Genomic DNA, 19858 nt, shown 5'->3' on the forward strand with positions numbered 1-19858 from the left:
GCGCGGCTACCTGGCTGGTGCCCAGCGCGGCGATCTGCGCGGTTTTCATGGCGGCCAGATCGGTGGTTTCGATGGCGATGATCTGGCTGGTGCCCAGCGCGCCGATCTGAGTGCTGTTCAGTGCGGTCACCTGGCCCGACTTCAGCGCGGCAACCTGGCTGGTGCCCAGCGCGATCAACTGGCTGGTGCCCAGCGCGGCGATGCCGGCGGTGCTGATTGCCTGCACCTGGCTGGTGCCCAGCGCGATCACGTCGGAGGTTTCCAGTGCGGCCACTTGTGCCGTTTTCAGCGCGGCCACATCGGCAGTTTCAATCGCGATGATCTGGCTGGTGCCCAGCGCCTGAATCTGGCTGGTGCTCAGCGAGGCCACCTGGCCCGAGGTCAGGCCAACGATCTGGCCGGTGGCCAGCGCGGCAACCTGGCTGGTGGTCAGCGCGCCGATCTGTGCCGTCTTCATGGCGGCCAGGTCGGTGGTTTCAATGGCGATGATCTGGCTGGTGCCCAGGGCAGCGATCTGGGTCGAGCCCAGTGCGGCGACCTGGCCCGACTTCAGCGCGGCAACCTGGCTGGTGCCCAGCGCGATGACCTGGCTGGTGCCCAGTGCGGCCACGCCGCCGGTGCTCAGCGCCTGCAGCTGGCTGGTGGTCAGCGCGGTCAGATCGGAGGTTTCCAGTGCGGCCACTTGCACGGTCTTCAGCGCGGCCACGTCGGCAGTTTCAATCGAGATGATCTGGCTGGTGCCCAGTGCCTGGATCTGGCTGGTGCCCAGGGAAGCCACCTGGGCGGTGCCCAGTGCTACCACTTGGCCGGTGGTCAGTGCGGCGACCTGGCTGGTGCCCATGGCGCCCAGTTGCGCGGTGCGCAGTGCCAGTACGTCGGAGGTTTCGATGGCGATGACTTGGCTGGTGCCCAGTGCAGCGATCTGGCTGGTGCCCAGTGCGGCAACCTGGCCCGACTTCAGGGCGGCGATCTGGCTGGTGCCCAGCGACACCACTTGGCTAGTGCCCAGTGCGGCCACGCCGCCGGTGCTCAGCGCCTGCACCTGGCTGGTGGTCAGCGCGGTCAGGTCGGACGTTTCCAGCGCGGCCACTTGCGCAGTCTTCAGCGAGGCAACGTCGGTGGTTTCAATGGCGATGATCTGGCTGGTGCCCAGCGCCTGGATCTGGCTGGTGCCCAGTGCGGCGACCTGGCCCGACTTCAGGGCGGCAATCTGGCTGGTGCCCAGGGCGATGATCTGGCTGGTGCCCAGCGCGGCGACGCCGCCGGTGGTCACAGCTTGCAACTGGCTGGTGGTCAGCGCCGACAGGTCGGACGTTTCCAGCGCGGCCACTTGCACGGTCTTCAGCGCAGCGATGTCAGCCGTTTCCAGCACGATGATCTGGCTGGTGCTCAGTGCCTGGATCGCGCTGGTGCCCAGCGAGGCCACTTGCGCGGTGCCCAGTGCCACGAGCTGGCCGGTGCTCAGTGCAGCGACCTGGCTGGTGCCCATGGCACCCAGCTGCGCGGTGCGCAGGGCCAGCACGTCGGAGGTTTCGATGGCGATGACCTGGCTGGTGCCCAGCGCGCTGATCTGGCTGGTGCCCAGTGCGGCAACCTGGCCCGACTTCAGGGCGGCGATCTGGCTGGTGCCCAGGGAGACCACCTGGGTGGTGCCCAGTGCGGCCACGCCGCCGGTGCTCAGCGCCTGCACCTGGCTGGTGGTCAACGCGGTCAGGTCGGACGTTTCCAGCGCGGCCACTTGCGCGGTCTTCAGCGAGGCGACGTCGGTGGTTTCGATGGCGATGATCTGGCTGGTGCCCAGCGCGACGATCTGGCTGGTGCCGAGGGCGGCAACCTGGCCCGATTTCAGCGCAGCAATCTGGCTGGTAGCCAGGGCGATGATCTGGCTGGTACCCAGGGCGGCGACAGCGCCGGTGCCCATGGCTTGCACCTGGCTGGTGGTGAGCGCCAGCACGTCGGAGGTTTCCAGCGCAGCCACCTGCGTGGTACGCAGGGCGGCAACGTCGGCGGTTTCGAATACGGCGATCTGGCTGGTGCCCAGGGCCTGGATCTGGCTGGTGCCCAGGGATGCGACTTGCGCGGTGCCCATGGCGACCACCTGGCCGGTGGTCAGCGCGACGACCTGGCTGGTGCCCAGCGCGGCGATCTGGGCCGTCTTCATGGCGGCCAGGTCGGCGGTTTCAATAGCGATGATCTGGCTGGTGCCGAGCGCGCCCATCTGCAGGGTGCTCAGTGCGGCGACCTGGGCCGTTTTGAGGGCGGCGAACTGGCTCGTGCCCAAGGCGGTGATCTGGGTGGTGCCCAGCGCAGAGACGGCGCCGGTGCCGAAAGCTTGAATCTGGCCGGTGGTCAGCGCGGCCACGTCGGACGTTTCCAGCGCGGCGATCTGCGAAGTTTTCAGTGCGGCCACGTCGCTCGTTTCCAAAGCGATGATCTGGCTCGTGCCCAGCGATTGGATCTGGCTGCTGCCCAGCGTCGCGATCTGTACCGTCTGCAACGCACCGATTTGCGACGTTAACAGCACCGAAATCTGAGTCGTGCTCAGCTCAGCGATCTCAGCCGTTGCAAGCGACGCAACCTGCGTAGTGGTCAGCGCGATGACCTGGCTGGTGGTAAGACTAGTGACGATGGTCATTTCCATTCTCCTTGGAACTACTATGTAGCGGAATATTCAGTGCAGCCGGACAGCACTTTTGGCATGCGGCGTGGTCTAGCATTGCTCCGGCTGTTCAAATCTTCCGCACCATAAAGCTTGCGAATCAGAGCGGCACGGCAAGAGCCTTCAACTTATTAACGACTGGCAATCTACGAACTTTAGACTGGGGGCAACAGTTTGGCGGGCTTCCAGCCCTGCCTTTTCCTCTGCCTGCCTACTGCAAGGCGACAGAAAAAGTTCCCGGATTAAATAAAAAAGTTGCCCACCGAAATCAGCGAGGCCGGGTGCGATGCGGCTGCGGGCCGGGCCTCTTTTCGTGTGGAAATTACTTTCCCAGAGTCATCAGTATAGCTCAACACTTGCCCGAGTGCATGATTTTTGCGCAGCGCCGTCGCCAAAAAACCGCAGTTAACTACTTGATCTCACAGGAAATTAGGGCTTTCCGGGGCGCAGGGGACGGTTGCCGTAAAGTAAACACAACACTTCGTGCTTATTCCCAGAATTCGACCGCGGGATGGATGTCGCGCAAGATGGCTTCCTTGATTTCCGCGTTGTAGACGCCGGCCTTGAGGATCACGCATGGGGATTGTTCATTTCGCAGCACCGCCGGCGACTGCACCGTCAGCCGAGTGCCGTACAGACGCTTGCCTTGCTTGCTGGCGTCATTGTCGAGCAGGCTGACGATGCGGCTTTGGTCCAGGCCATAGGCGATCAGCGACTGCGCGAAAATGTGGGCCCCGAACAGGTAGACCGGGCGCGAGCTGGCGCGCAGCTTGGCATTGAGCTCGGCAATCAGCCCGTCGTGGTAGGCGACGTAGTCCAGATAACTGCGCTTGTTTAGCTCGTACAGGGTGGCGGGCAGCGACGGGGCGGCCAGCGCAGCGGTAGAACGGACTGCGGCGTAGAAGATGCTGTGCTCTTCCATGAAATGCTGTTTCTTGACCAGTTCAAAGCCATGGGCGGCCAACATGTATTCCACGTAGTCCTCGGTGAGGAAGACGGTATGCTCGAAATTGATGCAGTTGGTGTAGCGGCGCGCCAGCCACGCTCGCAGGTTCGGCACGGAGAACAGCAGGTGCTGGCCCGGTTGCATATAGCCAGCCAGGTGACGCATGAACTTGGCCGGCTCGTACAAGTGCTCCCACAGGTGGGAATGGACCACGGTATCGGCCCGGCCGTCGAAACGGAAGTGGTCGTCGAAGAAGCCACGCACAAACGTGGCATTGCAGCCCTCGACCGGCGCGGGATTGGGCTCGACGATGGTCCACGGTATGGTGCCGAGCTGCTGGTAGGCGCGCGCCAGCAGCCCGCTCGCGCCGCCAACCTCCAGCACTGCGGACGGGGCGTACTGGTGCACGAACTCGGCGAAAGTGCTGTGGTGGCGGGCCCACAGACCGCCTACCGCACCGGCGTTGTGCGCGGCGGGATACAGAATCTCCAGCGGCAGCAGTTCGCGCAGCTGAATCAAGCCGGAGCTGCGGCTGATCCACCAGTTCATGTCGGCGTGCAGGTCTTCGCTCTCCGGATGATCGACGCAGCCCATGAAAATGGGGAAGCGGGGATGGTTGTACAGGGGCTCAAGGTCGGCTGCGCCCGTGACCGCACAGCGGTCGCGCACTATCATGTCCATAAGGTTTCCTCGTCGATTTGCGGAATTACAGTTTGGCGGGCAGCCAGGCCGGGATGGGTAGCCGGGGTTCGGCCAGCCGGACGGCGATCTCCTGACCGGAGTACTCCACCATCTTGTCCTGGCCCAGGCTTTGCAGCGTGCCGATCTGCTTGCAGACCGAGGTTTCGTTCTCGGTCTGGTCCATGCGCGACCATTTGTCGTTCTTGCTGTACAAGAAATTAATATCGAAGTATTTCAGATGTACCACGTAAAAGCCCGGCAGCGGTTCGCTGAACTCGGCGGCCATGTGGTTGCCGGCGGTCCAGGTGGTGGGCACGCGGCTGATGATGGGGCGCAGCAACAGGTCGGTGCCGCGGATGAAATGCTGGCGTTGAGCGAACACGCCCTGATCGAAGTCAAACTGGGGTTCGGCTTTCCAATCGTGCAGTACTTCCACTGCCACGTCTGGACGGTAAGTGGCGCCCGGCAGCGCGGCCAGTGTCTCAGCCATGTCGCCTTCGCACACGAGGAACTCGTCAGTATCGACCTTGACGACCCAGTCGTAGCGCATCAAGAGAAAACGCTGGAAGTGGCTCTGCGACTGCGCGAAATGCTCGTGGTCTACCGGTCCGGTGGGCATGTTGATGACGTTGGTTTTCGGATGCAGGCGCTCGCAACTGCCGTCGGTACTGCCATTGTTGAGCACGTACAGGTTTTCGTAGCCGACCAGCTTGCCGTAGTAACGCTCCCAGTACAGCAGCATCTCGCCTTCGTTGAAGGTTTGCGTCATGACGGCCAGGCGGGCGAACTTCTGCTCCATCTTGACGTAGCTGGTGTACAGCTTGAGGGGGTCGTACAGCCGGTTCAGCAACTCCGAGGAAAAAATGACGGGTTCGCCACAGACGAACTGGCCGTCCTCGACGAAGCCGACGCGGGTCCTGCCCGGATCGCGCATCACCAGCTCCACGAATTTCTCCGGGCGCACGCGCGGCACAATGCGGTCGCCCGCCTTTAACTTCACCCAGTCCTGGCCAAGCACCATATAAATGAACTCGCCGTGTTCGTTATTGGCCAGCAGGGTCACGCGCTCGGAGTGCAGCAGACGGTCCGGGATCACCTGGTCGAACAGCAGGGTGGGACGGCGGACATCGAAATCTACTTCTAGCAAAGCCATAGTCTATCCAGGAAAACGTTGGTTGTTCAATATTCAAGCTGGCTGGGCCAGCACGCCATGCAGCATGTCCTTGCCCAGCGCATACAGCAGGTGGCTGTAGGGGTCGTGGTGCAGGGCGGCGATGTTCAAGTAGATCAGTGCGGTCAGTGTGCGCACCTTGCGCACGCTGTAGCCCTGCTGCGCCAGCCACAGGTCGAAATGGCGCTCGCAGGCCACCAGCATCTGCTTGCGGTGGAAGTCGTAGCGGATGGCGCCGCCGGACCGTTCGCTATGGTAATGGCCATCGGCGATCAGCTCGTGGCTGACAATCAGGCCGTGCAGCAGCTTGGCCAGGTCGTAATAGATATCGCCCACGGTCAGCGAACCGCCGAAGTCCTGGCGCCAGTCAAGGAAGGTGAAGGCCTGTTCGCTGCCGTTCCACAGGATGTTCTCGAAGTGGAAATCGCCGTGGAAGCGGCCCGGCAAGCCTTGCGCCAGTTCATCCCAATCGACCTGCTGCAGCAGGGCGGCCAGGGTGGGCATGGCCACGCCATTGATGCTTTCGCAACCGTCCTCGGTGCCGAAGGTGCGGTAATACAGCGCTACCCGCTCCAACGTCTTGCGGTGGTAAAAGGTGCGGCACTGGGCCTGGAAGGCGTCGCGCGCGGCGTCGTCGAGCGCTGCTTCGCGCCAGAAGCCGCTGCAATGTTCGAGCAGGCGCGCGAACAGCGGCAGGTCCACCGCCTCCGACATCACCTCGCCCTGCACATTGCGGTAGCTGTACATGTTGGGACGCACGCCGGTCAAACGCGGCACATAGTCCTGGATCTCGGCGGCGCGCCTGGCGCGGTTGGCGATGAAGGACAGGTCGTCCGAAAACTTGACCACCTGCTCGCCGACAAACCAGATCGCCTCGTTGGCCTTGGGCAGGATGTTGGGCGCGCCCGCTTCGGCGTAGGCCGCGCGCGCCGCGTCCAGCGCGGGCGGGTTGCCAGTGTCGAACCAGGTGAAGGCGTGGGCGGCAACGTGGCCGGCCAGCAGCGGGCGCAGGCCGAAGGCTTCGCCGCCGTCGACGGCGGCGGCACCACCGGCTTCCATCGCATCCCAGAACTGCGCGTAATCGACGATGCCGGCCAGGCCGATATAGGGGAAGTGCGTGCCGGGGCGGCCCTCGCCTTTTTCGCACAGCGCGCCGGCGCGGCCGCCGGCCACCTGCAGCGTACGGTAGGCGGCCAGGTCGTCGCGCTCGGCGTAGGCCACCCAGTTGCCATCCAGCGCGGGCAGCGGCTCGCGCACCAGCGTGTCGCAAGACAGGAATATGAAGGGCTGCTGCAGGTGGGGCTTGCATTGCAGCAGGCTGTAGCCCAGGCCGGAGCCCGGGCCCTCGTAGCGGTCCACTTCCACGAAGATGAAGGTGCGCTCGGGATAAGCCAGTTCCAGGAACTGGCGCACCAGCGCGCCTTTATGGCCCAGCGCGATGACGAACTCGGCGTCCGCCGGGCACTGCTCGATCTGGTGCGACAAGGTGGGCCGGTTTGCAATGCTGACCAGCGACTTGTTCAGAAAGGCGGTCAGTTCCCCCAGCCGCGAGCCGGTGCCCGCGGTGGGTATGCAAACCCGCACCGTCACGCCTGGGCTCGCTGGTAGTCGTCCGACAGGCGCACCACGTCTTCCATCTCGGGCGTGCTCGCTTCCAGGTAGACACTGTCGGTTACCGCTTCCATGCGGTGCACCACGCCCGGTTCAATGGTGATGCTGTCGCCGGCCGTGTAGATGCGCGCCTCGACGGTTTCCTGGGTGGGGCCGGCGTAGATGCGCAGGTCGCCGCTCAGGACGTAGATGGTTTCGCGCTTGATGTTGTGGTACTGCATGCTGCAGCGGTGGCCCTGCCACATGGTGAGTTTCTTCATCATGTAGCGTTCGTTGATTTCGATGACTTCTTCTTTACCCCAGGGCTTGTCGATCACGCGCATGGCTGGCCTTAAATTTTGTAGGATTGATATTCCGGGTGGAAGTCGAAAAAGTGGTCATAAAACCCTTTGACGTACTGCTGCATCGACCAGCGGCTGTTGAAACCGTATTTTTTGCGCATCCAGCGGAGGCCCTCTGCCACGTAGAGGCGCAGGTTGTCCTCATAGGCCTCGGTCTTGATCAGGTCGGCCTTGGTCAGCAAGTGGGTTTCATTCTCCGACGCCAGCACCTTGGTGGTAATGGCCGCTGCCCAGTCATTGGCGTAGGCCTTGGCGATCAATTCGCTCTCGGCGCCGTAACCGCGGAAATTGTCCCCATCGAACAGGAAGCTCATGGCGTCGGCCTGCTCGCTGTCCATGATGGCTTCAACGAACTCGCGCCGCAGCAGGAAGGCGTTGTTATGGATGAACCAGAAATACTTGGTGGCTTCCTCGTTCAGCAGCAGCTTCTCGCCCCAGCGCTCCGAGCACGGCGACAAAATGCCCACGCGCGGATGCTCGTCCAGCACCGTCATCAGCGGCGCCACTACCGGCTGTTGCGGGAATTCGGTGTCGTTGGTGAGCAGGAAAAAAGCGTCGTACTGGGCGAATTTGCCTTCGCGCCACAGTTGGCTCAGGCCGAAGTTCATGCCGCGGCAATAGCGCAAGCCTTGCTGGCGCGCCTCCGGCCAGTCGGCGTGCCAACTCACGTCGCGCGCGAGCTGGTCGCGGTCGGAACCGGCCTCAACCACGAAAACATCGGTCAGTTCGCCGTCGTAGCGCCGCAGTTGGTCCACCAGGGCGTTGGTGATCTCGGGCAGGTTGCGGTTGAGGACGATGGTGGCGACGCGCTTCATGCGGTCACCAGGCGGAAATTGGTCAGATAGCGCAAGATGCTGCGCTTGACTTGATGCTTCAAATGTTCCTCCAGTTCTATCCCTTTGCGGCGCAGTATGCTGGCCGCCGTGGCCTTGATCTCATGGCATTCCGGCGTAGCGAACACGTAGTGGCCGGCAATCACTGCGCGGTCGCGGTCGCTTGCTTCGGTACCCCTGATCATCCATTTGTCCCACTTGCGCGAGCCGTAGGACAAGCGCATGAAATCGTCGGCGAGGTTGCCGCAGCCGTTCTGCTCCATCACATCCAGCAGCGCCACGGTTTCCGCCACGCCGAATTCGGGGGCCACATTGGCGGCGTGGATGCCGAGGCGCGGGTGCCATTGCAACGCTTCATCGGACACGTAGTCGGTGTTGTGCTCCTTCATGAAGATGCCGTAGCGATTGCAAATCTCGATCATCTTCGGCAGCTGGATTTCCGCCGGGATTTCTTCCGCAACGCGGATCGGGCTGTCGAAAGAACCCACGTTTCGCTTCTCCATCACGCGCGTACCGGCCTGGATCACCACGAAGGACGGCTGCGGCAGGCGGTTTTTGGTGCAGAACTGCTGCATCGCGTTCAACGTATAGTTGAGTTCTTCCTGCGAGTTGGTGCTGCCGCTTTGCTCTTCTGTGCCGATCTCGAAGATGACTTCCTGCCCCAGGCGCTGTGCCTGGCTCCAGCAATATTCATACAGTTCAAATACGCGGTTCAACACCTCGTCGACCGGAGGCTGGCCGTGGATGTCGACGCTGGGGTCGATGTGCAGCACCTGGAAGCCAGCCTCCAGGTCGGCCAAGTAGGAGGCCTTGGCTGAATCCATGGCGCGCCGCAAGCTCAGGCCCTGTTCTTTTTCGCGGGTGTTCTGCCAAGGACCACCATGGTCGCGCGCCAGCAGGACCTTGCCTTTTTTGTCATGGTCGATGACATAATCGGCAAATTGCGCGGTGGTCCAGTTGTTCACATAACCACCACCGAATTCCTCGGAGTCGATCTGGCGCCGGCTGGCGATCAGCATCATCGGGATTTCATGCTCATTGGCCAGTTCGATCGCCGCGTCCACACAGTTGACGCTCATGGGGCCGACACCCAGCAACGTGCAGCGCTTACTCTTTAGAAACGTGTCCAGGCGCTGATGTATCATTTAAGCCCAATCTCCTAACTGTTTGTTTTGCGCATCCGGACGGTGTTGCGGATTGAATGGGACAAAATAACGCTCCATCAAGTGCAGGCAGGCCTCGGCCACTGCGCGATCGCCACCGGCGCGTGCGGTCACGAAGTCCGCGCTCTGCGCAGCCAGCGCATCCGCATTGGCGGGGGCAATGGAATACGCTACCTGCTTCATCACGTAATGGTCGAAAATGCCGTCGCCCATATAAATGACACGCGACGTGTCATAGCGCTCGGCGATCCAGTCGATGCGCTTGTGGGTGCTGACCAGGTCGAGCGCAAAACCCATGTCTTCCACGATGCGCTTCTGGCTGATGGGGAAGCCCTTTTTATCGCCGGTGATGAAGCGGATTTCAATGTGGGGCTGCAACAGCCCGAGTGCGTCGTTGTCGTCGGGGCCGAAGACTTTCATCGCCTTGCCCTCGGCCGTATAGAGGAACTGACCGGTGGTCATGACACCGTCCACGTCCAGAATGAATACCAGAGGCTTTTCCATGTTTTAAACTGTTGAGTGCGCAATTAACAAAGCAACGGCGACCCTGGTGGCTGCTGAAAAATGGCAGGATATCCGATAACTTGCGCATCAGCAAATTTTGCACAAGGCAACTTTTACCGTAGTGTGATGGATTTTTTAGTTTTAGAATCTATCAAATAATCACTTTTCGGAAACTTTGCGTCTACGCAAGAAAAAAGCCCCGCAAATCGGGGATCTGCGGGGCTTTCATACAACAACTGACCGGGAACTCAGAACGGAATGTCGTCATCCATATCCGAGAAGTTCGGCGCCGGGCGCGGGGCCGGACGCGGCGCCGGGGCCGGCGCAGGGGCTGGACGCGGGGCCGGCGCCTGGCGCGGGGCCGGGGCGTCGTAGCCGCCGCCGTCGTCCATGCCGGCGTCGCCGCCCATGCCCTGGCGGCCGCCCAGCATTTGCATCTGCTCGGCGATGATGTCGGTGGCGTACTTCTCGACGCCGTCCTTGTCGGTGTACTTGCGGGTCTGCAGGCGGCCTTCCACGTAGACCGAGGAACCTTTTTTCAGGTACTGGCCAACGATTTCAGCCAGGCGGCCGAAGAAGGAAATACGGTGCCACTCGGTTTGCTCTTTCTGCTCGCCGGTGTTGCGGTCCTTCGACTTGTACGAGGTCGCAACGGCAATGTTGGCGATCGCATCACCGCTGGGCATGTAGCGAATTTCCGGATCGCGGCCCAGATTGCCCACGATGATGACTTTGTTGACTGATGCCATGTATAACTCCTGTTGAACTGCGGCCGCACGTAGCGGGCGGTTAGATCGAAACAGCGATTATATGCCAACAGCACCGCGCCAAGACGTCGTTTTTTTAGGCGGCAAGCTGAGCCTAAAAGCGCAGATACTGGTATTATATACAGTATTACTGTCCAGCCGTGTTGATCTGTCTCAAACAGCGCAAGGCGGCGCGGACCAAACCCCGCTATAGTAACGGGTTCACCCCGCTTTGCCCTCCTTTACCCAAGGCTCAGACAATGGAACAGATCCGCATCCGCGGCGCACGTACGCACAACCTCAAGAACATCAACCTCGATCTGCCGCGCAACAAGCTGATCGTGATTACCGGCCTGTCCGGTTCCGGCAAGTCCTCGCTGGCGTTCGACACGCTGTACGCCGAGGGCCAGCGCCGCTATGTGGAATCGCTGTCGGCCTACGCGCGCCAGTTCCTGCAACTGATGGAGAAGCCGGACGTCGACCTGATCGAAGGCCTGTCCCCCGCCATCTCCATCGAGCAGAAAGCCACCTCGCACAACCCGCGCTCCACGGTGGGCACGGTGACCGAGATTCACGATTACCTGCGACTGCTGTTCGCGCGCGTCGGCACGCCGTACTGCATCAACCACCCCACCCACGCGCTGGCCGCGCAGACCGTGTCGCAAATGGTGGACGCGGTGCTGGCCATGCCCGAGGGCACCAAACTGATGATTCTGGCGCCGGTGGTGGCCAACCGCAAGGGCGAGCACGTGGACCTGTTCGAGCAGATGCAGGCCCAGGGCTTCGTCAGGTTCCGCGTGCAAAGCGGTACGCATGACGCAAAAATCTACGAAGTGGACGACCTGCCCAAGCTGAAGAAGACGGAAAAGCACACCATCGACGTGGTGATCGACCGCGTGAAGGTAAACCCGGAGATCAAGCAGCGCCTGGCGGAGAGCTTCGAGACCGCGCTGCGCCTGGCCGACGGACGCGCCGTGGCCTATGAAATGGACACCGCCCAGGAGCATGTCTATTCCAACAAGTTTGCCTGCAACGAATGCGGCTACTCGCTGCAGGAACTGGAACCGCGCCTGTTCTCGTTCAACAATCCGATGGGCGCCTGTCCGGAGTGCGATGGCCTGGGCCATATCGAGTTCTTCGATCCGAAGCGCATCGTGGCCTTCCCCAACCTGTCGCTGGCCTCCGGCGCCGTGAAGGGCTGGGACCGCCGCAACCAGTTCTACTTCCAGATGCTGACCGCGCTGGCTGCCTACTACGGGTTCGACCTGGACACGCCGTTCGAGCAGCTGCCGAAAGCCGCGCAGGAAGCCGTGCTGCACGGCTCGGGCAAGCAGGCCATCCCCTTCGCCTATATCAATGAGCGCGGCCGCACCGTGGTCAAGGAGCACACCTTCGAAGGCGTGGTGAACAACCTGTCGCGCCGCTACCGCGAAACCGATTCGATGGCGGTGAAAGAGGAACTGGCCAAGTTCATCAACGAAAAAGAGTGCCCGTCCTGCGCCGGCGCGCGCCTGCGCACGGAAGCGCGCTACGTGAAGGTGGGCACCGGCAAGCAGCAGCGCGCGATCTTCGAGCTGTCGCGCAAGCCGCTGCGCGACTCGCTGGAATACTTCGAGACCCTGAAGCTGACCGGCGCCAAGCGCGAGATCGCCGACCGCGTGGTCAAGGAGATCATCTCGCGCCTGAAGTTCCTCAACAACGTGGGCCTGGACTACCTGTCGCTGGACCGCAGCGCCGACACCCTATCCGGCGGCGAGGCGCAGCGCATCCGCCTGGCTTCGCAGATCGGCTCCGGCCTGACCGGCGTGATGTACGTGCTGGACGAGCCGTCCATCGGCCTGCACCAGCGCGACAACGACCGCCTGATCGACACCCTGAAGCACCTGCGCGACATCGGCAACAGCGTGCTGGTGGTGGAGCACGACGAGGACGCGATCCGCACCGCCGACTATATTGTCGACATGGGCAAGGGCGCCGGCGTGCACGGCGGCGACGTGATCGCCTCCGGCTCGCTGAAGGACATCCTGAAGAACAAGGACTCGCTGACCTCGCAGTACCTGAGCGGCGCGAAGCGCATCGAAGTGCCGAAGCAGCGCCACCCCTTCGACGAGGAGCGCCAGCTGGTGATCACCGGCGCCACCGGCAACAACCTGAAGAACGTCACCCTGCAGCTGCCGGTCGGCCTGATGACCTGCATCACCGGCGTGTCCGGCTCCGGCAAGTCCTCGCTGATCAACGACACGCTCTACCCCGCCCTGTCGCGCCACCTGTACGGTTCGCAGACCGAACCGTCGCCGCACGACACCATCAGCGGCCTGGAACACTTCGACAAGGTGATCGCGGTGGACCAGGCGCCGATCGGCCGCACCCCGCGCTCGAATCCGGCCACCTACACCGGCCTGTTCACGCCGATCCGCGACCTGTTCGCCACCGTACCGACCGCGAAAGAGCGCGGCTACAGCGCCGGCCGTTTCTCCTTCAACGTGAAGGGCGGCCGCTGCGAAGCCTGCCAGGGCGACGGCGTGATCAAGGTGGAGATGCACTTCCTGCCGGACGTGTACGTGCCGTGCGACGTCTGCCACGGCAAGCGCTACAACCGCGAAACGCTGGAAGTGCACTACAAGGGCAAAAGCATCACCGAAGTGCTGGACATGACGGTGGAGGACGCGTACGAGTTCTTCAAGCCGGTGCCGGTGATCGCGCGCAAGCTGCACACCTTGCTGGACGTGGGCCTGGGCTACATCAAGCTGGGACAGAGCGCCACCACCCTGTCCGGCGGCGAGGCGCAGCGCGTGAAGCTGTCGCTGGAGCTGTCCAAGCGCGACACGGGCCGCACCTTGTACATCCTGGACGAGCCGACCACCGGCCTGCACTTCCACGACATCGACCTGCTGCTGAAGGTGATCCACCGCCTGCGCGACCAGGGCAATACGCTGGCCATCATCGAGCACAACCTGGACGTGATCAAGACTGCGGACTGGATCGTGGACCTGGGGCCGGAAGGCGGCGCGGGCGGCGGCCAGATCATCGCCGCCGGTTCGCCGGAAGACGTGGCGGCCAATCCGGCCAGCGTGACGGGCAAGTATTTGATCCCGCTGCTCAAGCCGGCGAAGAAAAAGTAAGACGCCATGCATGCGGACCAAGCGCCCGGCAGCGCCGCCGAGCCGCCGGCCCAGCCGGACCGGCTGGGCCGCATGGCAGCCGCCGTGGGGCGCCTGCTGCCGCACGACGGCAGGCTGGAGACAGCCGTGCCCTTCCTGTCGCTGCTGCGCGCATCGCAGCCCACGCCGGTCACGCGCGGCGTGCTCAAACCCTCGTGCTGCGTGATCCTGCAAGGGAACAAGCGGGTGCACCTGGCCAGCGAGGTGCTGGACTACGGGCCGGGCCAGTATCTGGCGGTGTCGGTGGACCTGCCGGCGTCGGGCCAGGTGGTCAACGCCACGCCGGCGCTGCCTTACCTGCTGCTGAACATTGAATTCGAGCCGGCGGAAATCGCCGCCGTGGTGGCGGAAGCGCGCATCGACCTGAACGACGGCGCGCAGCCGGTGCGCGGCGCGTTTGTCGGCAGCACCGATGCGTCTTTGCAGGAAGCCTTGTGCAAGCTGGTGGCGCTGCTGGATGCGCCGCCGCAGGAAGCGGTCTTCCTGGCGGTGGGGATCAAGCGGGAAATCATCTACCGCCTGCTGACCGGCCCGCACGGCCGCCAGCTGTACCAGAACGTGGTGCTGGACCAGCAGGACCGCGGCATCGGCAAGGCCATCGCGTGGCTGAAGGAACGCTACAACCAGCCGGTGCGGGTGGAGGAGCTGGCGCAGGCCACCAATATGAGCGTCTCCACCCTGCACCACCGCTTCAAGGCAGTAACCACGATGGGGCCGATGCAGTACCAGAAGCAGCTGCGCCTGCAGCAGGCGCGCGCCCTGCTGCTGAACGGCGGTACGGACGCCGCCACGGCGGCCTACCAGGTGGGCTACGAGAGCCAGTCGCAGTTCAGCCGCGAGTACCGGCGTCTGTTTGGGGCGCCGCCAATGCAGGATGTGAAGCGGCTGCGGGCGGCGGTGTGATGGCGGGTCGCGGGGCGGATCACGCAGCGGCGGGTTACGCGCTGGCGCGCTAACCCGCCCTACCGCCCTATCCGCCCCCTACCCGGCAACGCGGGTGGCGCCCTTCTTCTCGGTTTCCACCCATTGCTTGATGTGCGATTCCAGCACGTCCATCGGCAGGGCGCCCGCGCCCAGCACCTGGTCGTGGAATTTGCGGATGTCGAACTGGCTGCCCAGCTCCTTCTTCGCGTAGTCGCGCAGCGACAGGATCTTCAGCTGGCCGATCTTGTAGCCCAGCGCCTGGCCCGGCCACACGATATAGCGGTCGGTCTCGCTCTGCACGTCCACTTCCTCGATGCCGGAATGGTCGTGGAAGAAGTCCACCACCTGCTGGCGGCTCCACTTCTTGTAGTGCAGGCCGGTGTCCACCACCAGGCGGATGGCGCGCAGCATTTCATCCTGCAGGTGGCCGTAGTAGCTGTACGGGTCCTTGAAGAAGCCCAGCTCTTCGCCCAGGCGTTCCGAATACAGCGCCCAGCCTTCCACGTAGGCCGTGTAATGACCCTGCTGGCGGAAGCTCGGCAGCGCTTCGATTTCCTGCGCAATGGCGATCTGCATGTGGTGGCCCGGCACGCCTTCGTGCAGCGCCGTGGTTTCAATGCCAATGATGGAGCGCTTGGCAAAGTCGCCGGTGTTGACCATCACGCGGCCGGCGCGCTTGCCGTCCGGCGACCCCTGCATATAGGAAGCGGCCGCCTCGCCCTTCTCGCGGAATTGCTCCACCTGGCGGATTTCAACCGTGCCCTTGGGCAGCACGCCGAACTGCTGCGGCAGCTGGGCGTACATCTGGTCCGTGTATTTCTGGTACAGGTCCACGATCTCCTGGCGCGATTTCGGGTGCAGCTTGGGATTGGCGGCCAGCGCCTTGTTAAAGCTCTTCAGATCCTGGTAGCCCAGCTTTTGCGCCACGCCCAGCATCTGCGCTTCGATGCGCGCCACTTCCTTCAGGCCCAGCTGGTGGATCTCCTCCGGCGCCATCTCGGTGGTGGTGGAAGACTTGGCCTTGAAGCTGTAGCGCGCCGCGCCGTCCGGCAGTGACCACATGCCCACTTCGCTGCGGCCGTGCGGCTGGTAACGGGTCTTCACGTACACGGCCAGTTTCTTGTACGAGGGCGCCACGTCCTTCTGGATGGCGGCCAGGATCTCCTTGCTCAGGCGGGCCTTGTCGGCGGCGGAGAAGTCTTTCGGGAATTTCTTCAGCGGCTCGGCGAACGGCGAAGCGCCGGCCTTCATGGCTGCCACGGACTCGCACTGCTTGACGATTTTCGGGATCAGGAACTTGGGCGGCACCAGGCCGTCGCGCACGCCGTTTTCCATCTGCGCGCGGGTCTCGTCGAACAGCTTGGGCAGGGTGCGCAGGCGCTTGACGTAGTCCTCGTAATCCTTGACGGTGTCGAACGGCAGCGCCGACACGATTTGCGGCAGGTCGATGTGGACGCCGGAATTCTGCGCCAGCGGCATTTCCCAGTCCTTGAAGCGCGCCGCTTCGGCAGACTCGCGCAACTGGCGCAGCATCAGCTCATGATTCAGCTTCTCCTGCAGCGGGAAGCCGGAACTGTCGATGGCCTCGAAGCGCTTGAGGAAGTCCAGCGTGGCCATGGCGTCGGCATCGATGGCGGCCTGCGAGAAATCGGACCACTTGTCGTTGTAGCGCTTGTCGCCCAGCAGCGAAGCCCATTCCGGGCTGTTGCGCATGGTGTACTCCCATTGTTCCTTGATCAGGCTGTTCAGCGCGGCACGGCGCGCTTCCAGGTCGGGCGCCTGGGCGTGGACCGGGCCGAGGATCAGGGAAAACAGCAGCGCGCTGGCGGCGCCGAAGCGGGTCATTTTGGTCATGGTGGACTAGGATAAAAAAGGGTGAGCCTGCACTGTATGCGCGCGCGCGGCAGGGCGGGGCCGGATTGTGATGAAACGTTAAAACAAAGGCATGGATTGCGCAAGGGACGGACAAACGGATAGGCAGAATGAGGCAAACATCGGGCAGGAACAGCCCTGCCGCGCGCGGCCGGCGTTTCCTAGAATGGCTCTACACCATTCACCATTCACCATCCCAGGAGCGAACAGCATGCGCATCATCGACCAGATCTACATCAACGGCCAGTTCATCACCCCGCACGGCACCGAGCTGGCGGACCTCGTCAACCCGTCCACCGGCCAGCTGGCGGGCCAGGTCCGCCTGGGCGACGTGGAGGACACGCGGCGCGCCATCGCCGCCGCCAAGGCGGCATTCCCCGCCTACTCCCGCAGCAGCATCGCGCAGCGCGGCCTGTATCTGCAGCGCCTGCACGACGCGGTGCTGGCGCGCGCGGACGACGCGGCCGCCGCGCTGGTGGAGGAATACGGCGGCACCTGCGCCACCAGCGTAGCGCGCTCGCAATACACGGCCAGGATGTTCCTGGACGTGAAGCGGGTGATGGAGGAACACGCTTTCAGCAAGACCGTGGGCAAGTCCAGGGTGGTGCTGGAGCCGGTGGGGGTGGTGGGCGTGATCACGCCGTGGAATTCCAGCGCGTGGTTCGTGGCCAACAAGCTGGCCACGGCGCTGGCCGCCGGCTGCACGCTGGTGATCAAGCCCAGTGAACTGAGCGCGCTGCAGACGCAGATCCTGACCGAATGCCTGCACGAGGCTGGGCTGCCGCCGGGCGTGTTCAACATCGTCAACGGGCGCGGCGACGTGGTGGGCGCCGAGATCAGCGCGCACCCGGACATCAACAAGATTTCCTTCACCGGCTCCACCGCCGTGGGCAAGGCCATCGCGCGCACCGCCGTGGACACCATGAAGCGCGTGACGCTGGAACTGGGCGGCAAAAGCGCCAACCTGCTGCTGGACGACGCCGACTTCGAGAAGGCGGTGCCGACGGCGATCCAGGCCTGCTATATGAACAACGGCCAGGCCTGCATCGCCGGCTCGCGCCTGCTGGTGCCCGCGCACCGGCTGGCGCAGGTGAAGCAGCTGGCCAAGGCCGCCGCCGAGGCGGTGCTGGTGGGCGACCCGCGCGACCCCGCCGTGACGCTGGGGCCGATGGTCACGCGCAGGCAGTTCGAGCGCGTGCAGCACTACATCCGCACCGGCATCGAGGAAGGCGCCGAGCTGCTGACGGGCGGCCCGGGCCGGCCTGCGGGCCTGGAGCAAGGCTGGTTCGTCCAGCCCACGGTGTTCGCCGGCGTGACGCCCGGCATGACCATCGCGCGCGAAGAGATCTTCGGGCCGGTGCTGTCCATCCTCAGCTACGAAACCGAGGAGGAAGCCATCGCCATGGCCAACGACACGCCCTACGGCCTGCAAGCCTACGTCAGCTCCACCGACCTGGCGCGCGCCAACCGCGTGGCGTCGCAGCTGGTTGCAGGCCGGGTGCACATCAACGGCGTGCACGACGACCTGATCGCGCCGTTCGGCGGCTTCAAGCAGTCCGGCATCGGCCGCGAGTTCGGGCCGTACGGGCTGGAATCCTACCTGGAGCCCAAGGCCATCCTGGGCGGATCGGCGCAGTACGCCTGAAGCCAAGCGGCCGGCGCGTCAGGCCTGCACGCGCGGCGCGGTGCGGTGGCCCAGGCTGGACACGATCTTCGGCTTGCGCGCCCAGTAGCTCCAGGACACGCCGCCGCCGGCCAGCCACGCCTCCAGCTGGCCGAAGCGGTCGAAGCCCCAGAACGGCTCCTTGTCCGCGATGACGAAGGGCGACCCGAACACGCCGCGCGCCAGCGCCGCCGAGGTTTCCTGCTTGAGCAGTTCCTTCACTTCGCGGGTGCGGATGGCGGCCAGCAATGCCGCCGCCGGCACGCCCAGGCCGGCGGCGATCCCGCCCAGCACCTCGTCGTCCGCCAGGTCCACGCGGTCGGCGAAATAGGCGTGCAGGCAGCGCTTGGCAAACCGCACCGCCAGTTCCTCGCCGTATTCCTGCCGCAGCCACAGCATGGCGCGCGGGGCGCCCAGCAGCAGTTGCGGGAAGGTGGCCGGCTGGCGGTAGACGATGCCGTGCTGGCGCGCGGTGCGGTCGATATCGTGCAGCACATAGTTGCCCTTGACGGGCACCATGGGCAGCGGCATGCCGCCGGTGGTTTCAAACACCGCCGCCATCATGATGGGATGCCAGCGCACCGTGCGCCGGTGGCGCGCCGCCAGCTCATCGATGCAGGTGGCGGCGAAGTAGCCGTAGGGCGAGGCGAAGTCGAAGTAGAAATCGATCGGTTCCATGCCGGGCCTTTCAGCAGAGGCCGAATTCGTCGTTGCTGTCGGGCAGGGAGCGCAGGGTCTGCGCCAGGCGCGGACTCAGCAACAGCGTGCAGGCCAGCGCCAGCAGGAACAGTACTTTGGTCATGATAAACTCCTTTTCGCACAGGTGTGCGAAATTAGCGTCAAAAAAATGCCGCACGCGGCGGCGCCACTTCCCTTCCTAAGCCGGATACGTAAAGCTCTTGTACGTGGAAATCAGCCGGTTAAAGGCGATCTGCATGCGCTTGACCGAACTCGGGTCGCGCATGAAGCGCGCATCATGCAGCAGGCCCACGATCAGGCAGTAAATCTCGAACACCAGTTGCTCGGGGTCGGTATCGGGCCGCAGCTGGCCCAGTTCCAGCGCCTGCAGGACCGTCCTGCGCAGCGACGCGCGCCAGCGTCCGATGCCCTGCTGCAGGCGCTCGCGCAGCGGACTGTCGCCCAGGTCGTCATATTCGAAGGCGCCGGCCGTGTACAGGCAGCCGGTGCGCGGCCCCAGCGTACAGGAGCGCTGCAGCCACTGGTTCACTTGCGCCATCAGGCGCGGCAGGCCCGGCGGCAGCTTCAGCGACGGCATGAATACCTCGGCCGCGAAACGGCGGTCGTACTCGTCCAGCACCGCGCTCTGCAGCGCTTCCAGCGAGCCGACCCGCGAAAACACGCCGCTCTTGCTGAGCTCCAGCCGCTTGGCGATCTCGCCCAGCGACAGCTTGCCGATGCCGTCGGCCAGCGCCATGTCCAGCGCGGTCTCAATGATGGCGGCGTAGGTGGCTTCGCTTTTGGCGGTCAGGGTATCCATGAACAGAACTTTAGCACACCTGTGCGAAATGTCCATAAAAAAATGGCGCGTCCGCGACGCGCCATTTTTACCGGATGCTGCCTGC

15 protein-coding genes are annotated in these 19858 nt (G+C 63.7%); 3 read left to right on the top strand and 12 right to left on the bottom strand.

Going from position 1 to position 19858, the window contains the following annotated elements; all coding sequences use genetic code 11:
* From ASC94_RS20505 to ssb, 9 genes are all read right to left on the bottom strand, one after another.
* On the bottom strand, positions 1–2635 hold a 2635-nt coding region (locus tag ASC94_RS20505; RefSeq protein WP_373888130.1), incomplete at its 3' end, for a beta strand repeat-containing protein.
* Between the two features lie 511 nt (positions 2636–3146).
* Entirely contained in the window at positions 3147–4286 is a 1140-nt protein-coding gene (locus ASC94_RS20510) for a class I SAM-dependent methyltransferase (RefSeq protein WP_056399793.1), read from the bottom strand.
* Positions 4287–4311: 25 nt separating this feature from the next.
* Positions 4312–5439, bottom strand: coding sequence for a glycosyltransferase family 2 protein (locus tag ASC94_RS20515; protein WP_056399796.1), 1128 nt, complete (start codon positions 5437–5439; stop codon positions 4312–4314).
* A 33-nt stretch (positions 5440–5472) separates the two neighbouring features.
* A complete protein-coding gene (locus tag ASC94_RS20520) occupies positions 5473–7041 on the bottom strand; it encodes a phosphotransferase (RefSeq protein WP_200955799.1) in 1569 nt (522 codons plus the stop codon).
* A gap of 2 nt (positions 7042–7043) precedes the next feature.
* Positions 7044–7391 (bottom strand): cupin domain-containing protein, encoded by a 348-nt coding sequence (locus ASC94_RS20525; protein ID WP_056399801.1) that lies wholly within the window; start codon positions 7389–7391, stop codon positions 7044–7046.
* Positions 7392–7399: 8 nt separating this feature from the next.
* Positions 7400–8224, bottom strand: a complete 825-nt coding sequence (locus tag ASC94_RS20530) for a hypothetical protein (protein WP_056399804.1) — start codon at positions 8222–8224, stop codon at positions 7400–7402.
* Positions 8221–9321 carry a class II D-tagatose-bisphosphate aldolase non-catalytic subunit gene (locus ASC94_RS20535; RefSeq protein WP_200955801.1) on the bottom strand — a complete coding sequence of 367 codons (1101 nt, stop codon included), beginning with the start codon at positions 9319–9321 and terminating at the stop codon, positions 8221–8223. Before ASC94_RS20535 ends, ASC94_RS20530 begins: the two co-directional genes overlap by 4 nt.
* Positions 9322–9387: 66 nt before the next feature.
* Positions 9388–9909, bottom strand: a complete 522-nt coding sequence (locus ASC94_RS20540; protein WP_056399809.1) for a hypothetical protein — start codon at positions 9907–9909, stop codon at positions 9388–9390.
* Positions 9910–10157: 248 nt separating this feature from the next.
* Positions 10158–10658 carry a single-stranded DNA-binding protein gene (ssb, locus tag ASC94_RS20545; protein WP_056399811.1) on the bottom strand — a complete coding sequence of 167 codons (501 nt, stop codon included), beginning with the start codon at positions 10656–10658 and terminating at the stop codon, positions 10158–10160.
* A gap of 257 nt (positions 10659–10915) precedes the next feature.
* On the opposite strand from ssb, the gene uvrA reads away from it, so the two are divergent.
* Positions 10916–13777: an excinuclease ABC subunit UvrA gene (uvrA, locus tag ASC94_RS20550; RefSeq protein ID WP_056399813.1), complete on the top strand. Its 2862-nt coding sequence runs from the start codon at positions 10916–10918 to the stop codon at positions 13775–13777.
* Positions 13778–13783: 6 nt separating this feature from the next.
* Positions 13784–14719: an AraC family transcriptional regulator gene (locus tag ASC94_RS20555; RefSeq protein ID WP_200955802.1), complete on the top strand. Its 936-nt coding sequence runs from the start codon at positions 13784–13786 to the stop codon at positions 14717–14719.
* Positions 14720–14797: 78 nt separating this feature from the next.
* Here ASC94_RS20555 and ASC94_RS20560 read toward each other — a convergent pair whose 3' ends face one another.
* A complete protein-coding gene (locus tag ASC94_RS20560) occupies positions 14798–16594 on the bottom strand; it encodes a DUF885 family protein (protein WP_229417355.1) in 1797 nt (598 codons plus the stop codon).
* Positions 16595–16823: 229 nt separating this feature from the next.
* Between ASC94_RS20560 and ASC94_RS20565 the strand changes: the two genes are divergently transcribed.
* Positions 16824–18257, top strand: coding sequence for an aldehyde dehydrogenase family protein (locus ASC94_RS20565; RefSeq protein WP_056399815.1), 1434 nt, complete (start codon positions 16824–16826; stop codon positions 18255–18257).
* 18 nt (positions 18258–18275) lie between these two features.
* On the opposite strand, the gene ASC94_RS20570 is transcribed toward ASC94_RS20565, so the two are convergent.
* Together ASC94_RS20570 and ASC94_RS20575 are read right to left on the bottom strand one after the other, a co-directional pair.
* Positions 18276–18953 (bottom strand): 2-hydroxychromene-2-carboxylate isomerase, encoded by a 678-nt coding sequence (locus tag ASC94_RS20570; protein WP_157201536.1) that lies wholly within the window; start codon positions 18951–18953, stop codon positions 18276–18278.
* A gap of 199 nt (positions 18954–19152) precedes the next feature.
* Positions 19153–19773: a TetR/AcrR family transcriptional regulator gene (locus tag ASC94_RS20575; protein ID WP_056399817.1), complete on the bottom strand. Its 621-nt coding sequence runs from the start codon at positions 19771–19773 to the stop codon at positions 19153–19155.
* Positions 19774–19858 lie beyond the last annotated feature (85 nt).

The organism is Massilia sp. Root418, from assembly GCF_001425265.1.
GTDB lineage: Bacteria > Pseudomonadota > Gammaproteobacteria > Burkholderiales > Burkholderiaceae_D > Rugamonas.

Coding starts and splice junctions, on each gene's coding strand:
- uvrA (WP_056399813.1), top strand. CDS start 10,916: ATGGAACAGATCCGCATCCGCGGCGCACGTACGCACAACCTCAAGAAC.
- ASC94_RS20555 (WP_200955802.1), top strand. CDS start 13,784: ATGCATGCGGACCAAGCGCCCGGCAGCGCCGCCGAGCCGCCGGCCCAG.
- ASC94_RS20570 (WP_157201536.1), bottom strand. CDS start 18,953: ATGGAACCGATCGATTTCTACTTCGACTTCGCCTCGCCCTACGGCTAC.
- ASC94_RS20565 (WP_056399815.1), top strand. CDS start 16,824: ATGCGCATCATCGACCAGATCTACATCAACGGCCAGTTCATCACCCCG.
- ASC94_RS20535 (WP_200955801.1), bottom strand. CDS start 9,321: ATGAGCGTCAACTGTGTGGACGCGGCGATCGAACTGGCCAATGAGCAT.
- ASC94_RS20530 (WP_056399804.1), bottom strand. CDS start 8,224: ATGAAGCGCGTCGCCACCATCGTCCTCAACCGCAACCTGCCCGAGATC.
- ASC94_RS20560 (WP_229417355.1), bottom strand. CDS start 16,594: ATGACCAAAATGACCCGCTTCGGCGCCGCCAGCGCGCTGCTGTTTTCC.
- ASC94_RS20575 (WP_056399817.1), bottom strand. CDS start 19,773: ATGGATACCCTGACCGCCAAAAGCGAAGCCACCTACGCCGCCATCATT.
- ASC94_RS20510 (WP_056399793.1), bottom strand. CDS start 4,286: ATGGACATGATAGTGCGCGACCGCTGTGCGGTCACGGGCGCAGCCGAC.
- ASC94_RS20515 (WP_056399796.1), bottom strand. CDS start 5,439: ATGGCTTTGCTAGAAGTAGATTTCGATGTCCGCCGTCCCACCCTGCTG.
- ASC94_RS20540 (WP_056399809.1), bottom strand. CDS start 9,909: ATGGAAAAGCCTCTGGTATTCATTCTGGACGTGGACGGTGTCATGACC.
- ASC94_RS20525 (WP_056399801.1), bottom strand. CDS start 7,391: ATGCGCGTGATCGACAAGCCCTGGGGTAAAGAAGAAGTCATCGAAATC.
- ssb (WP_056399811.1), bottom strand. CDS start 10,658: ATGGCATCAGTCAACAAAGTCATCATCGTGGGCAATCTGGGCCGCGAT.